This is a genomic window from Virgibacillus pantothenticus (genome assembly GCF_018075365.1).
Lineage (GTDB): Bacteria > Bacillota > Bacilli > Bacillales > Amphibacillaceae > Virgibacillus > Virgibacillus pantothenticus.
Window position 1 is genome coordinate 264,231 of record NZ_CP073011.1, and the last position, 16,442, is coordinate 280,672.

General features: G+C 35.8%; 14 protein-coding genes. 10 read left to right on the forward strand and 4 right to left on the reverse strand.

Annotation, left to right across the window (positions count from 1 at the left end; genetic code table 11):
* The first annotated feature begins 286 nt into the window (after positions 1–286).
* Positions 287–1,060 (forward strand): MurR/RpiR family transcriptional regulator, encoded by a 774-nt coding sequence (locus KBP50_RS01305; protein WP_050349570.1) that lies wholly within the window; start codon positions 287–289, stop codon positions 1,058–1,060.
* A 451-nt stretch (positions 1,061–1,511) separates the two neighbouring features.
* Here KBP50_RS01305 and KBP50_RS01310 read toward each other — a convergent pair whose 3' ends face one another.
* Entirely contained in the window at positions 1,512–1,844 is a 333-nt protein-coding gene (locus KBP50_RS01310) for a PTS sugar transporter subunit IIA (protein ID WP_236691335.1), read from the reverse strand.
* Between the two features lie 402 nt (positions 1,845–2,246).
* The gene (locus KBP50_RS01315) at positions 2,247–3,503 is read right to left on the reverse strand and encodes a M20 family metallo-hydrolase (protein ID WP_050349569.1); all 1,257 of its coding nucleotides are present in this window, start codon (positions 3,501–3,503) and stop codon (positions 2,247–2,249) included.
* Between the two features lie 735 nt (positions 3,504–4,238).
* On the opposite strand from KBP50_RS01315, the gene KBP50_RS01320 reads away from it, so the two are divergent.
* The 8 genes from KBP50_RS01320 (at position 4,239) to KBP50_RS01355 (ending at position 12,386) form a co-directional block, all read left to right on the forward strand.
* Complete coding sequence (locus KBP50_RS01320) at positions 4,239–5,825, forward strand: PTS transporter subunit EIIC (protein WP_050349568.1); 1,587 nt, start codon at positions 4,239–4,241, stop codon at positions 5,823–5,825.
* Positions 5,826–5,938: 113 nt separating this feature from the next.
* On the forward strand, positions 5,939–6,676 hold the full coding sequence (locus tag KBP50_RS01325; RefSeq protein ID WP_236691334.1) for a glucosamine-6-phosphate deaminase: 738 nt from the start codon (positions 5,939–5,941) through the stop codon (positions 6,674–6,676).
* A 534-nt stretch (positions 6,677–7,210) separates the two neighbouring features.
* Positions 7,211–8,260 (forward strand): DUF2332 domain-containing protein, encoded by a 1,050-nt coding sequence (locus tag KBP50_RS01330; RefSeq protein WP_050349567.1) that lies wholly within the window; start codon positions 7,211–7,213, stop codon positions 8,258–8,260.
* 191 nt (positions 8,261–8,451) lie between these two features.
* Positions 8,452–9,381 (forward strand): bile acid:sodium symporter family protein, encoded by a 930-nt coding sequence (locus KBP50_RS01335; RefSeq protein WP_050349566.1) that lies wholly within the window; start codon positions 8,452–8,454, stop codon positions 9,379–9,381.
* 1,360 nt (positions 9,382–10,741) lie between these two features.
* Positions 10,742–10,918, forward strand: coding sequence for a hypothetical protein (locus KBP50_RS01340; protein WP_156875319.1), 177 nt, complete (start codon positions 10,742–10,744; stop codon positions 10,916–10,918).
* A gap of 287 nt (positions 10,919–11,205) precedes the next feature.
* Positions 11,206–11,664, forward strand: a complete 459-nt coding sequence (locus tag KBP50_RS01345; RefSeq protein ID WP_128743216.1) for a hypothetical protein — start codon at positions 11,206–11,208, stop codon at positions 11,662–11,664.
* 220 nt (positions 11,665–11,884) lie between these two features.
* A complete protein-coding gene (locus KBP50_RS01350) occupies positions 11,885–12,157 on the forward strand; it encodes a hypothetical protein (protein WP_128743213.1) in 273 nt (90 codons plus the stop codon).
* Positions 12,158–12,188: 31 nt separating this feature from the next.
* Positions 12,189–12,386: a hypothetical protein gene (locus KBP50_RS01355; RefSeq protein WP_050349563.1), complete on the forward strand. Its 198-nt coding sequence runs from the start codon at positions 12,189–12,191 to the stop codon at positions 12,384–12,386.
* Between the two features lie 276 nt (positions 12,387–12,662).
* Here KBP50_RS01355 and KBP50_RS01360 read toward each other — a convergent pair whose 3' ends face one another.
* Together KBP50_RS01360 and KBP50_RS01365 are read right to left on the reverse strand one after the other, a co-directional pair.
* Positions 12,663–13,832: an iron-containing alcohol dehydrogenase gene (locus KBP50_RS01360; protein ID WP_050349562.1), complete on the reverse strand. Its 1,170-nt coding sequence runs from the start codon at positions 13,830–13,832 to the stop codon at positions 12,663–12,665.
* Positions 13,833–13,902: 70 nt separating this feature from the next.
* A complete protein-coding gene (locus KBP50_RS01365) occupies positions 13,903–14,661 on the reverse strand; it encodes a DeoR/GlpR family DNA-binding transcription regulator (RefSeq protein ID WP_128743211.1) in 759 nt (252 codons plus the stop codon).
* A 297-nt stretch (positions 14,662–14,958) separates the two neighbouring features.
* Here KBP50_RS01365 and KBP50_RS01370 point away from each other — a divergent pair, with 297 nt between their 5' ends.
* Positions 14,959–16,287, forward strand: coding sequence for a Na+/H+ antiporter NhaC family protein (locus KBP50_RS01370; protein ID WP_050349561.1), 1,329 nt, complete (start codon positions 14,959–14,961; stop codon positions 16,285–16,287).
* Positions 16,288–16,442 lie beyond the last annotated feature (155 nt).

Here is a 16,442-nt window from a genome sequence, read left to right on the forward strand (position 1 = left end):
GTCCCAAAGCATTGCCGTAGATCTGCTATGCAGTGTGTTATAATAATGGAAAATAATCTGCTTTTAGCCTCAGGTATAGGTTATGAAATACTGGTTATGGAAAAGTGTTTTTGCACATGTTATATGTTGTGGAGTGTTATCAATAAGATGAATATAGTTCAATCATTATTCTAGTTGCGGGAAAGTCATCATAAAAAACTGCGTCTACGTCATTGGAGTAGGGGAGGCAAAGCGATTTTGCAGAAGCTTACAAGGACTAGAAGTATTTAGGGAGGTCGTCCTAGACATGAATTTAGAGGTGCTGATTAATAAATACTATGATCAATTAAATGATAATGATTTACATGTCATCAGTTATGTTAGCCAAAATATAGAGTTGTGTAAGGATAAAACGGTTACAGAGATTGCTAAGTATTGCAATGTCTCGCCTTCTACGATCATTAGAACAACGAAGAAACTAGGCTTCCATGGCTATAGTGAATTTCGCTATTTTCTAAAAGAAGAAGCGGACCGCAGGAAAGAAACGAGGGTGCCAAATAACCAATATTTCAATAGCTCAGTTATACTAAAAGATGTGAAGGAAACGATTAAACTTTTTGAACAGGATAAAAGTTTAGAAAAAATATATCAATTATTTTTAGAGTCCGATCATATTTTTGCTTATGGAACCGGATATGGGCAAAATTTAATGCTTAAAGACTTTTCAAGATGCTTATTGAACAATAATATTTATTTAAATATCATACCAAGTAAAACTGAACTTGAATTAATCTCTCAAAGTATTACTCCAAATGATTTATTAATAGTTGCCTCTTTATCTGGGAATATGAAATCCATTGATTCGATGGTTAGAAATATTGCTGTAAAGCAGGTACCGATGGTTTCAGTTACTGTTTTTTCCAGAAATGAATTAGCTTATTTAGCAGACTATAATCTTTATTATCAAGTGTCTAATTTAAATAAAATTAGCCAATTAAACAACTCATCATTTTGTACATTAAATCTGGTGTTAAGTTTATTGTACGAGGGGTTTATCAATTATCTAAAAGAGGTCGAATGAACGTTGTTATGTCGCTAGATCATGAACATGTTATAGGCAATCTTTTAAATGTAACGGGAGGATTATCGGGATAATGAGTATAAATGATAATCCTCCGGTTGGTTTATCCTGATATAAGGTGCTCTGTAAGACTCCCACTTCAGGATTTGGGGAATCTAATCTGTACTGTAACAAGTCTAAGCGGAGATAACAGCACCTAAATGCCCCCAAGACCTTTAGGTCATACCATTACGGTACTAACAAGCCGTGGGGGATGGATGAAAACTCCACGAATTGAAGGTTCACTTTATTGGTATATTTAATTACATGATACTTACTGTTAATACAACGGAATCCTTTGTGGTAGCCCCATAGTTATATTCCATTTTCTCCACTTTGTCCATATTTGTAATGATAAGAGGAGTGATAGCAGATTTAGCATTTTCTTTTATGAAATCTATATTAAAAGAAATTAATTTTTCCCGACTGTAACCTTGTCGCCAACACTAATAAAACTTTCAAACCCTTCCCCTGATAAATTCACCGTGTCTATTCCAATATGCAATAATATTTCTAAACCATGATTGGATGTGATTCCTACCGCATGCATCGTCGGGAATACTTGAATGACTTCTCCATCAATTGGTGCATATAATATGCCTTCTGTCGGTTCGAAAGCTACGCCATCATCCATCATTTTTGAAGCAAATACTTCATCCGGAACTTCAGATAGAGGAAGCGCAGTTCCCATAATTGGCGATTTTATTTTAATTAGTTTATTCTTCTTTTTTAAAAAGTTTAACATTGAACAAACTCCCTACTTCGTATGTTTGATATTTAAATGAATTCAGATTTTACTCGGATAGAGAAACTTTTAATCAATAAAAGATAGAAGCACAAGAATTCAAGTATTTAAGAGAAATTGAAAGATAATTTACTCGTCTGGTGTCCTGTAGCCATTGAACAGTTCTCTATATTGTACGCTTGTGAACAGATCTATTTATCCCGCATATAAGGTGCTGTAAGATTCCCACTTCAAGAATTAGAAAATCCATACTATACAACCAGTCTTAGTGGGAGATAACAGCACCTAAATGTCCCAAGGCCTTTAGGTCATACCATTACGGTACTAACAAGCCGTGGGAGAGGAATGAAAACCTAACTAATTGAAGGTTCACTTTATCTATTTATTAATGTATATTATGGATTATTTACATAATTTATATACTAATTGCATCATCACATGAATGCCCTTTTTTATATCCTCGTAGTCTGTCCATTCATCTGGATCATGGGATATACCTTCTTTACTTGGTACATATATAAAATTCGTAGGCGCAAAATCTGCCATAATCATTGCATCATGCCCAGTTCCATTGTTGATGATCGTATATTTATAACCTAAGTCTTTACAAATGTTCTCCATGAGCTCTACGTTTTCTTTTACCATTACGCTAGGAGGAGTTGGGTTGCTGTAGCCTACTCGAGCCATTTCGGTCAACTCTATCTCTACGTTTGTTTCTGCTTCGATAGAGTTTATTTCTTTCATCAATAGGTCATGTAAATTAACATTTTTAAGCGTTTCTACATCAAAAGTTCTGATTTCTACTTTGGCTTGCACATACTCTGGTACGAATTGATGGGAATTAGGCGAGACTTCCAACTCTCCTACTGTTCCGGTAATGCCAGGGCCTAACGATTTAACAATTTGGTTCACGGCTAAAACAAATCTTGAAGCTGCAACCATAGCATCTTGTCTAGTGTCCATGGGAGCTGTAGAGTCTGCTAATTTTCCATAGAAATTCACTTTATATCTGCCGATTCCTGGAAGATATTCGACTAAACCAATATCAATATTATGATTATCAAGAACAGGTCCTTGTTCGATATGCAGTTCTATGAAATTTTTAATGGAGCCTTTTTCCCTTTTAGCCGCTTCTAAGTCAGGAATTAGGCCATATTCTTTCATTGCCTCTCGTTTTGTTAAACCATGTCTATTTTTAACAGTATCTAGTTCTTTTTCTGTTAACGTTCCAACAAGTGCCCGTGAATTTGAAACTCCTGTACCTGATCCAAATGTTTCGCCTTCTTCCGCATTCATGGCAATGATTTCTATCGGATATTCGTTTTCAATATTATTTTCGTGAAAAACACGCAAGATTTCTAACGCCGCGACCGTTCCGGCAACGCCATCAAAAGCTCCCCCATTTACTACAGAATCATAATGCGAGCCAATCATAATTACTGGCGCATCAGGATTTTTCCCTTCTCTACGTCCGAATAATGTTGAGAATCCATCTTCCCATACTTTTAAGCCGATTCTTTCCATTTCGTTTTTCAAATACTCTTTTGCTAATTTATCTTCATGAGAATATGATGACCTCGTAACTCCATTGCCTGGGGTTGCAGTAAAAGTTGCTAACGTTTCGATGTCTTTAATTACTCTAGCTAGATTAACCTCCATACTTATCTTTCCTTTCAATTATATAATTGATAGTGCTTCTGGAATCATCGTAGCACTAGATAAATAGCCGAACAATACATGTTGGAGATTAAGATTTTTAAATCTTATTTAGAATAAAATTTCTTTTATGTAAAAAATGTACGGGGTATGGAAATACATTCTTGAAAAGTATATTTACTCGATCATGGCAGAAGTAGTAAGGAGTAATTTTGTATATGGAAGTGATCGCATGAATTATCTTAAGTTAGAATGAAATAAGTTTTAATTTTTGTAGACATGCGATTAGGTTAATGGGACCAAAGTAAATGAGGGGATTTATGGTTTAGGGTTATACATAGCAACGATAAAGTGGGAAGAAGAGAGGATAAATGGCGATATCACTATATTTCACTATAGATTTGATAAGCTTTATTTTCCGCTGATTATATTTTCATGATGTGGATGAATATTCAAAAGTAGATTAACGAATTTAAATGCTGAAAATATATTGTTGGCTATTTTTTTAAGTGATACTATGTGTTCAGAAAGATGAGATGAAAGGGCTTCCTTTTATCTTTTCAATCTCTAGAGATTAAGCGTATGTTTCCGGAGAACATGCAATAATGATCGCAACCAGCTTTTTATTTCAATTAAAAAGGAATACTAAGAAGTAGGAATAACAAGTTACATGATATTCAGTTACTAGTTTTTTCATCATTTATAAAAATTATAAATTTGAGAGCAAGGTGAGGAATTATGAGAACTGCTATCCAAAAATTTGGAAAAACGCTAATGGGACCATTATCGATTATTGTAGCTTCAGGTTTGTTACTTGGTATTGTATCTATCCTACAAAATCCGTCTCTTGTCGGGGAAACCGTTGCGAACTTTGAAGCAGTTCAAAATTTTATAGGCGGAGTTCGGGCAATTGTTTCTATGATGTTTGGTCTACTACCAATTTTGTTTGCTATATCAGTAGCTACCGGCTTAGCAAAAGAAGATAAAGAAATTGCAGGCTTTGCTGTAGTGATTGCTTTTATCATTTTTCATGTCGTAATCGGCTATTTATTAGAATTAAAAGGTATTACACTTGAAACGACTTCCGTTGAATATTTAATGCAAGATGGATTAAACCAAATCAAAGCATTTGAGATCTCTAATGCCTATGAAAGTATGTTAGGTGTATTTACGTACCGTATGGGAGTGTTTGGTGGAATACTTGTAGGATTATGGACTGCATTTATTCATAACAGATACCATACGAAGCAACTTCCTACAGCTTTTAGCTTCTTTAGTGGGAATCGTTTTGTGCCAATCGTTATTATTGTTACAATCCCGTTCCTTTCTATTATCACTTTCTTTATCTGGCCTTACTTTAATAGCGCCATCAATGGTCTAGGAAGTTTGATAAGTAAATCAGGCGCATTGGGTACTTTTATGTATGGGTTTTCCGAGCGGTTGCTTATTCCAACGGGTCTCCATCACGTATTGAACCAATTGATTCGTTTTACACCAATCGGCGGTACAGCAGTAGTTGACGGTGAAACAGTATCAGGGGCATTAACGATTTTTAACTCCGTAATGGCGTCATCACAACCTGATATTGATATATTAAGACAATCGACGCGCTTTCTAACTCAAGGTACTCATGCATTTATGGTATTTGGATTACCTGCCGCATGTTATGCCATGTATAAGACATCTTATTTGAAACAGCGTCCTAAGATTAAAGGAATGCTTCTTGCATCAGCACTTACTGCTTTTATAACAGGTATTACGGAACCAATAGAATTTGCTTTTATCTTTATTTCACCAGTTCTTTGGTTGTTCCATGCATTTATGGCAGGTTTATCTTTCTTAATCATGACTTTAATGGATGTTGCTGTCGGGAATGCTGGAGGCGGAATGATTGATCTAACCATTTTTGGAATTTTACAAGGTACGTATACGAGATGGTACTTGATTGTATTAGTAGGGATCGTTTATGCTGTAATTTATTACTTTGTGTTTAAATTCGTGATTGAGAAATTTAATATTAAAACACCTGGTAGAAGTGATGAGTCTGATTTAAATGAAGAAGACGAAATTGTAGCATCAGATGATAACCATTTTGGAGCTAATATTCTACAAGCATTAGGTGGCAAAGAAAATATTGTTGAAATTGATAACTGTATATCTAGATTACGGTTAGTACTAAACGACACTTCATTAGTAAATGAATCATTGCTAAAAGCAACGGGATCAATGGGGTTGGTTAAAATTGATAACAAAAACCTTCAAGTTGTCTATGGTTCTAAAGTAGAACAAGCTGCACGATCTTTAAAAAATGAAGTAAGGAAATAGGATAAAATTTTTAACTGTGGTGAGATAAATATAATGTTTCGTCTTCATGATGAACCATTTATATAAGAACATTTTTGGAGGAGGGAAGATTCGCTATAGCGGATTCTGCGATAGTGAAAAAACAGATGAAAAAAATTTTTGTAAAAGATTACGACGAAATGTCAAAAAAGGGCTATGAAATAATAAAAGAAGTGATTGAAACGAAAGAACAACCGGTCATCTCTATGACCACAGGCGGTTCACCGAGAGGATTGTTTAAATTATTCGTAGAAGATATTAAGAATGGTTTAGATATTAGCCAAACGACCATCATGAATTTAGATGAGTATATGGGTCCTAAAGATGCTCCGTATACAGTACGAACATTTATGTATGAAAATTTATATAAATTAGTTGAAGCAAAGCCTAAAAATATATTCTTAATTGATGGGGAAGCTCAAGACACAGATAAAGAGATTGCCAGATATAAAGCCATCCTTGATCAATATCCTAGGGATGTGCAATTGTTAGGCTTGGGTACAAACGGTCATATTGGAGCGAATGAGCCGGGAACTCCTTTTGATTCCACAATCTTCTTAGCACAGCATGACGAATCAACCATCCAAAGTACGATGAGAGAATATGGCATAGAAAGAGTAGATGCCCCAACAGAAATGATAACTCTCGGGTTCACGGAGATCCTAGCAGCAGAAAAAGTAATCCTGCTCGTATCAGGGAAACATAAAGCAGAAGCAGTAAAAGCTTTACTAGAAGGCGAAATCACTCCGGACTGTCCTGCTACTGCATTAAGAAATTGTGAAAATGCAGTTGTGATCATAGATGAAGAAGCTGCATCTCTACTGGAAAAATAATTAATAAGGGTCTGTCTCACACTGCGTTCAAACAGTAGGGGCAGGCCCTTATTGCATTGATAGGTTATAACGGAAAGCTGTTTGTTGCTGTTATAATTGAGTTCAGGGATATTGGAATAGATTAGTATTTGCAGTAAAAAACTATTTAGACTTAAAAAGTAAAATATAATAGCCTGTCTGTTTAAGTATAGTAAGCGAATATGTGCAGATCAGGGAGCCTGAATGGTATCGACAAAGACCTGTTTGGTTGTTTCCTAAAGAAATAACAGTAGCTAAAATTGTAAAATATTCAAACAGGGTATTCACTAGCTATTTCCATTTTCAAGTTGCAAAAGCACAACTGGAATTTGTTAATTATTAGCATGATTAGTAAACTTATAATGGAAACGTAGTCATTTGTGCTATCCTGTATGTACTTATTTCTTTTTATATTATATACTTCCTCAAAGGACAATTTTTTCATCATTTTTAAAAGGGACGAGAAGCAGGAAGGAGAAAGTAAACAGAAAGAGCAAAATATGAGGGAGGGGTAAAGTGTTGGAAAAAGAAAAAGGTATGCTAGCACAACGATTTAGGAATTTTGCTAAGCATGAATGTAAAGATTCCAGCGAATTATATGAATTTTTATCCAAACAAATTGCGGAGGATAAAGAATTATTAGAATTATGCACACATACAAGAGCAGGCCAGCCGATTCCCAATATGTTATTCGGTGCGGTTCACTATTTATTATTAAAGGGCACAAGCCATAGGTTAAGCGAGTATTACCCTAGCATTGTTCAGGAGCCTAAAGATATTAAAGCTTCCTTTATTCCTTTTCAAGACTTTTGTCTCCATCATAAAGCTGAAATACAAACGCTTTTAGAAAGCAAGTTAGTTCAAACAAATGAAATAAGACGCTGTGCCTATCTTTACCCAAGCTTTTGCTATATGTATAACATTACTAAAAAGCCACTAGCTTTGATTGAAATTGGCACCAGTGCTGGGCTTCAGTTATTATGGGACACTTATAGTTATTCATATATCAATAATGGCACGGTTTATGGTAATTCGCAATCATCTGTACATATATCTTCGGAGATTAAAGGTATGGGTAGCCCCTTACTCTATGCAGACAGCCCACCGGTAACATGGAAAGTAGGTATTGATTTACATGTCAGCGATGTAAATGATCCAGCAGATGTGCAGTGGTTAGAAGCGTTAATATGGCCAGAACATCAGGAAAGGTTGGCTTTGTTTAAAAATGCTGTCAAACAGATGCAGGAAAATCCAGTCAAACTAATCGAAGGGGACGGAGTGGCTTTACTGCCTGAGGTTGCTGAGAAAGCACCTAAAGATGCAACAATTTGTGTTTTCCATACTCATGTTGCTAACCAAATATCAAAAGAGTTAAAGTTGAAGCTACTTCAAAACATTAAAAGGATTGGCAGCAAAAGAGACATCTTCCATCTTTATAATAACATATGGGATGGTGACCTTCACCTGGACTACGTAGTTGGGGGAAAGGAATATCATCATACAATTGGAGAGACAGATGGGCATGGTAGATGGTTCAGTTGGAATTTATTCGATGGCAAAGGATAATTCCAAGAGCTATGATGGATGAGAAACTAAAGCAGGGTGAGCTAAAATTGCTAACTAACAACGATCACATGATAGCTTCAATAACTATTTGAAATAGTTTACTACTATTTTCACTACTTATTTTATTGGACATTTTTCTTCTTCTTGTTTATCTTTTCTTGTGGTAAGATAAGACAACAGGAGGTAGAATAATGCAATCATTCATCAAATTCAGTCATTTTGTCGGAAGAACATTCGCAATATGGGTACTTCTAGTAGCAGTCGTTGCATTCCTGTTCCCAGAGCAATTTTTATGGATTGGCAGTTATATATCCATTATGCTTGGGATTATCATGTTTGGCATGGGGATGACGTTATCTGTTCAAGATTTTCGTGAAGTGGTTCGCCAACCGAAAAGTGTTGCTATAGGTGTTAGTTCACAATTTGTATTAATGCCACTCATCGCTTATGGTTTGGCAAAAGGGTTAAACTTGCCGCCAGAAATTGCCATTGGGGTTATTTTAGTTGGTGCTTGCCCAGGGGGAACTGCATCCAATGTGATGACATTTTTGGCTAAAGGAAACACTGCCCTATCGGTTGCTATAACATCTGTATCAACCTTGCTTGCTCCATTACTAACACCAGCTATCATTTACTTTCTGGCAAGGGAATGGTTAGAAGTCTCGGTATCGAGCATGTTTATGTCTGTCGTGAAAATTGTCTTATTACCAATTGTTTTAGGTCTAATTGTCCAACTTTTCTTAAAAGAACAAGCAAAGAAAACGGTTGATTTGATGCCATTAATTTCTGTAGTCGCTATCGTTTTGATTGTAGCAGCAGTGGTCGCAGGAAGTAAGGACAAGATAATTGAATCTGGCTTGCTCATATTTGCTGTCGTCATTTTACATAATGGATTAGGCTATTTAATTGGCTTTTTCGTTGCAAAATTGTTTAAGTTAGAATTTATGGACCAAAAAGCTGTTTCTATTGAAGTAGGGATGCAAAATTCAGGACTAGGCGCTGCACTAGCTGCTGCTCATTTCAGTCCATTGGCAGCAGTTCCAAGTGCTATTTTTAGTTTTTGGCATAATATATCAGGTCCCATACTTGCAACATATTGGGCGCAAAAACCAAATAAATGATCGACGGGCACCTGCAGCTTGTAGGTGCCTTCTACAATAATGCCTTTCTTTTAATGGATAGGAAAGAGACCTATTATTTACAAACTAATTTTGGAAATGCGTTGATAATTTTTCTGAGAAAGGGGATTTTCTAAATACCACCAAACAGGAAGAAAATTAGAATAAATGGTAATTACTGTATCTAAACCTGATGATCAATTAAAGTCGAGTTAGCTACTTTTTGGGACAGCGGCAATTGCAGCAGCTGTTGACAACTCCTTTACACTTCTTAGCTAAAGCCATGGATATAGTATATGAACGGATTTGTTCCTTATGGGATCCTATGTAGAGTTAAGCGACTCGTTTATCTCTTGCATAACAGATGAGTAGTGTTTTCCTTCTCCTAGATGAGGGTGTTTTCAAAGAGTAAGCCATTTTTCCATTGAATGTATTTTGTTATATCGGTTTAATGCTTTAGGGTTCTACCCCACCTGCTTACATTGAAAACAGCCTTCATACATAGCTGTTAACTTGTAAAAAGAGGTGCATTTCATACATTTATAACCCATCATATTTTCTTTCGTTTGTATGATTTGAATCATCTCCCCTCATATTCAATTTTCTAAATCAATGTAACTTATCCTTAAAATGAAGGAAAAATAAGTGAATTTGTCAGATAAAGCTTTGAAAGTTTGATAGAGATTTTTTCGGATACATTATATAATCATTTTACATAATAATGATTTGGTACGAATAGATCGTATTTAGAAACTACATGCAATCATTTGTCTAGCGGAATAAGTGATGCAAAGGAGATATGATTAATGGAAGAAAATAGAATATATGAACTAAAAGAAGAAGCCTCAGAGAATGAACTGATCGATATAGTAAGCAGTATATTTCCGAACAGCAGAATAATCTATTTCATGATCCCAGACTGCTATAATGATTTTAGGTGCGAGTTACATGGCGTATATAAGCAGGACGTGAGATAAAGGGAAAGCTAAAAAAAGGCTTCACAATCGGTTATATCGATGAAAATCCTTTGCAGTACTTATATGCTTTTTTTGAAAGAAGTATGGGGATTCCATTTGTCATTACGGAAGAAAAGGTAAGCTTTACGTTTAAACGGTTGAACTCTTGGAACTATAGTAAATTCTTTAAGTTATTTGTAACGAACAAAGTACCCCATATTATGTGTGGACCTGATAATCAAAGCTTGATCTATTATCGTGCATTGTAATAATAAACATATGCTATTTATAGGGAAAAGTATAATGAAAATTCATGTGAAAAGTTAAAATGCTAAAAACATATCACAACTATTTCTGCTCTCATAATAAAAATTAAACATCAATTAGAAAAGGTGCTTCTATGTCAAATGCTCTCCCAAATCCGCATCGCAGTTTGTGCACCTGAAGATATGCCGATTAAAAGTTTTTATCAAGGGGTGTTTGAAGAAGTGTTTATCTTCTTCCACCCATTTATAAAGCCAAAACAGGATAGAAGAGAAGCTTTTCCTGATAAAAATAAGCGAAAAATGATCGGTTTAAAATAGTTACTTGGCAAACTTTTTTAAAGAATAAGAAAGTATAAACTTAGGTGCTTATGGATAATGAAATAACCGAATAGTCACGTCCAGCGCAAGCGCCAGCAACGATGCGACTTTAGAAATGCGCCCTACGATAAGGCCTCATCGGTTCGTCGCAAAGAGGAAGGTCGACTAAAAACGGGCTTGCCGCCTGACGTCGGCATATCCCTGTTTTTAGTGGCATGATTCCTTTATCTTTAGTTGATTCGTTCCATTCGCTACGTTGCTAAACGGGCGCTTGCGCCTTTGTTCGCTTGTCTGGTATAGCTGATATAAACCAGCTTGATATAGGTCTGCGAACGAGTATTTCCGCTTTAACTGGGGCTAAAATGGATGAAGCAACTGTTGTGACCATCGAACAGGTTTGTAAGGAGCAAGGCTTGTGGCAGCCTGGAGAGGGTAGACTACCGGATATCTTAATCTATCCTCTTTTGAAAGGTATTCAAAAAGTTGGTCATGATTGGATATGGTGTGGTGATGAATTTGGAACTGAACGCAAATTAGAAAGTATATCTGAGTTGGCCAACTCTAGCAATATATCAGATGATTATACCAACTTTTTTATGCATCATAATGAACTGCTCGTAACGACGTATTGGGATAGCCATTATTCCATGCTCTGTTCGACAAAAGAGACCAGTGAAGCAGTGCGAGCAAGTTCTCATTTAGAAGGGTTTTATTCAATGATGAAACGGATATTTATTGGAGTCTAAGTAGCCTGAGAGGTTAATAGTGCGAAAAGGGAATAGTCCATCTATCATACTTAAATATGAATATCGTAACGGATTGTTTTAGTATAAAAACTGAAACCATTTTTCTAAACATGGTATAGTAATACATAAGGAGGTGGAGGAGTTGAATCACAGATTCTTTCGGTCGTTCATAATACTGGTGTTATTTGTATGCTTACTGTCGAGTCAAGCAGTACAGAAAATGAATCAACTACCTAGTATGAAAGCAGAAGATACAACGATCACTTCTGTTGTACAAGCTTCTCAGGACGAAGCGATACAAGTTACTTCACTTATTATTCCTACACCAAACGATGTGTCATTGCCAACAAGAATGCCTCCTATGAAGCAAGTCGTATTTTCGAATTTGATGAAAGATTATTTTAACAATAGGGAACTCTATGTTACGGATACGAGTCGAATGGTGGAATCGATGAAGTACCATTCTAATTATCTCTCTGTTCATGCTTCATAACGTTTATGAAAGCATGAAAGGAGAATAGAAATTGAAGCAGTCACAAGGAAAAGCAGAATGGAAAGAAGCATTCGTGTGTTATTTGGTTATTCTTATCATTTTAGGTGCATTTTTAGGGACAATTGCAATAAGTGGAGAATTGACAGGTACGCATTGGATAAGCTATATACGTAAATTTGAATGGGATATTAATATAGATTTATTACGACAGCTGTTCTTGCTTGAATAACGGGAAGCGTCATTTATGGAAGTGCATCCCAGGAGTTCGTTTATTACTCGAACTCCTGGGATGCTTTTTATTCCACGTGTAATAGTCAGCAAAAACTCTCCTTCCATACTAGGGTGGTAATCCATAAATCCATAAGGGTAAGTTTGGAGAACTAACTGCAAGTCCTGTAAACTATGTTCAAAAGGCCTTTAGGGCAGGGCCACTCGGGTACTAATAACCCACGAAGGTGTCTATCGGCTTCTATGAACCAATATGTAAGGACAGGATGATAAGCTATTACAAAGCTAATTTTAAAATTTCGACAATATCTGCAGCATACAACTTTTTCAAATGTCCAACAGGTTGGGTGTTATTTTTTGTTGCTCGATTTGCCATTTCGACAAAATGTGTGTCGTCCATTCCGAATTCACTCAAACGAGACTTCATGCCCATACTGTTAAAGAAATCACGCGTTTTTTCTATACTCCGTTGAATGATTTCTTCTTTAGAATAAGCAAAAGGATCAATTTGGAATACACGGACTCCATACTTAACAAAAATATCTGGATGAAATTGGCTTACATATTGCATCCAAGCTGGGAATACAACTGCCATCCCTTCACCATGGACAATTCCATATTGCCCGCTAATTTCATGCTCAATTCGATGTGACGCCCAATCCGGTTCACGTCCTAACTCTAAACTATTGTTATGTGCCATGACGGCAGTCCACATTACTTCAGCTCTTAAATCGTAATTTTCTAATTGAGTCATCAATTTTTGCCCGCTGATTAAAAGTGATTGAATTGCGCCTTCGAGAAGAAAATCAGTTAAATTGACATTTTCGATGCTGGTGAAATAGCGCTCTAAAAGATGCGTTAAAATATCGGATACGCCTACGCCAGTGTGATAGCTTGGGAGTTTTACTGTAAATTCCGGGTTCAGAATCGAAAATACCGGAATAATTAAGTTTGTTTCTACACCTAGTTTGTGCTCAGCGTTAGAAACAATGGTCGCGTTTGACATTTCGGATCCAGAAGATGCCACAGTAGATATTACACCAATTGGTAATGCTTTTTCTACTTCTGCTTTGCCAATAAAGAAATCCCAAGCATCCCCGTCGTGCAATGCACCAAAGGCTACGGCTTTAGCTGTATCGATCACGCTGCCACCACCTACAGCTAAAATGAAGTCAATTTGATTTTCTTTTACAATTGTTACCAAGTGACGAATTAAAGTGATTTCTGGGTTGGGAACGACATCTCCATTTTTGAAAATCTTTATATTTTTCGCATGCAGCTTTGCTTCGATTTTGTCATAAATCCCCAAGTCAAAGATATAGTCGCCGCTATAGAGCACTAATACATTTTTGGAATGACTCTCTGCATCAATTAGATCTCCAATACGGCTTTCCTCACCTTTTCCAAAATAGATATTTGCTGGATTATAGTAGTTAAAATTTTGCATGATTAATTTAAACTCCTTTAACATATAAGTATTTGTTGGGAGACGTATATCATTAAAGGAATCAATGAGATTAATAAATTAATTGCATATTATTACTTTGAAAGAATTCAATCCATTCCTTAGATGGCTTTTGATCGGTAATAATTGTAGAAATATGAGAAAAGTCATCAATTAAATGAATAGTTCTAAAATCAAATTTTGTGTGGTCCACTACTAAAAAGTTTTGCTCTGATTGCTGTAGAAACTGTTTTCTAATAAGTGATTCTTCTTCGCTGTAATCCGTTGGACCAATGTGTAGACTAATGCCTGAACTACTTATGAATGCTTTGTCAATTAAGTATCTGGATATAACAGCCTGGGCATTTACGCCAATAAAAGAATGGGTTACATTTCTAAAGTTACCGCCAATAATAATTAATTTAATGGACTTATGATCTTTTAAGACGTTTGCAATATCTAATGAATTGGAAATCACTGTAATTTTTAATGTGGTCCTGTTTAATAATGCTGCGATCGATAATGATGTTGTAGAACTGTCTAAAGCAATGGAATCTCCATCTTCAATAAATTTCAAACATTTATTAGCCATAATTTGCTTTTCTTCTTTAAACATCGTTTCTCTTAATAACACAGGTACTTCTTTATCAAGCGTTTTGGGTTGGTAGGCTCCACCACGAACGCGCTTTAATTTTTTTTCTTTCTCTAAAGTTGCTAAATCTTTGCGGATCGTTTCTTCTGTTACATTTAACCGTTTGCTCAAATCTGTCACTTTTACGCTACCAGTATTATTGAGTTGTTTTAAAATTTCTTGTAATCTGTCATATTTCATCAAAAGAATCTTTCCTTTACGATTTACTACTTGCACCTTATCACAAAATAAGTTAAAAGTAAATAAAACAAAGCATAATTTCAAACTTTTTGCAAACAAATTCCAAATAAACCAAACTAAATTATTTTGAACTTCTTTGAAAAGTATTGACAATCTGTTTTATCTCGCTTATGATTAATTCCGTTGGGAGCGTATACATAAAGTTTCATAAATAAATATAACGGAAAGGAGTAAAGGTTTATTTAAGGTTGGGGGGAGTCGTGTTTTCTAACTATCTTAGATAAGAGGAGAATCCTAATGCAGAAAAACGAAGAAAAAAACAAAACTTCCAATAAAGGGAAATTTATGGGGCTTGTTCCGCTAATCATCTTTTTGGCTTTATATATGTTAACTGGTTTGGTCTCAGGTAATTTCGAAAATATGCCATTAATGATTGGAATATTAATTGCCTCAGGCATTGCATTAATGATGTCGAATAAAGACAACCCAACAAAGCTTGAAGAGCGTGTGACGATGTTTTGTAAAGGTGGCGGCGATCACACATTGATCTTAATGGTTATTATCTTTATTTTAGCTGGGGCATTTCATGGTGTAGCAAGTGGAATGAATGCTGTTGATTCAGTTACAAATTTAGGTTTAAGTGTTTTGCCATCTAATTTAATTTTACCAGGTTTGTTTATAATCGGTTGTGTACTCAGCTTCTCCATGGGAACGTCCATGGGAACGGTAGCGGCTTTGGCACCACTAGCGATTGATATAGCTGATAAAACCGGATGTAATATAGCGCTGGTATGTGGGATTGTTGTAGGGGCTGCCATGTTTGGCGATAACTTGTCTTTTATTTCTGATACAACTATTGCTGCAACCCGTACGCAAGAAATATCTATGAAAGATAAATTCAAAGCAAATGTTTTAATGGTTTTGCCGGCGGTAGTAATTAATTTAATATTATTGGTTTTTGTTCCTATTGATACTGTTTCAATCTCTGGTTCTTATGAATACAACTTGATAAACATTATTCCGTATCTGCTAGTTATTGTTTTGTCATTAATAGGTATTCAAGTAATTACAGTGATGGTTACAGGAATTTTTGCAGGTATGTTCATTGGTTTATACCATGGAGATTTTACGATTATTGAGTTCATGAAGATTGCTCATGATGGCATGAGGGGCATGGAAGATATGGCTATTATTGCTATTTTGGTTGGTGGACTCGTCGCATTGATGAAATATCTCGGAGGAATTGATTGGCTTCTTCATACACTTACTAGAAAAACGAAAACAGCACGTGGTGGAGAGTTATCTATTGCAGCTCTTGTTAGCCTAATGGATATTTCAACTACGAATAACACGATTTCGATTATAGCTGCAGGACCATTAGCAAAAGATATATCTGATGAATTCGGTATCTCGCGTTCACGTACAGCAAGTTTGTTAGATGTATTCTCTTCTGCTTTTAATGGTTTGTTACCTTATGCGGGGCAATTATTAGTAATTGGTGGAATGGCAGGAGTATCACCTGTTAGTATTATGCCGTACAACTGGTACTCTATTTTAATGATTGTAGTTGGGTTAATTTCTATTGCAATAGGTTTTCCAAAAGGGAAAGATGTAAAGGTTAACTAGTTATGTGAATTGCTTAACAATCGATATACGCAGGAACTTCTCTTCTAAGACGGTTGCCCGACTCGTCTTATCCTAGCTTCGGGAAGTTCCTCGTTAGCGAAAGCGAAAATGAATATTCTTTCGTACCTTGAATATTTTACACATGGAAGGTATGA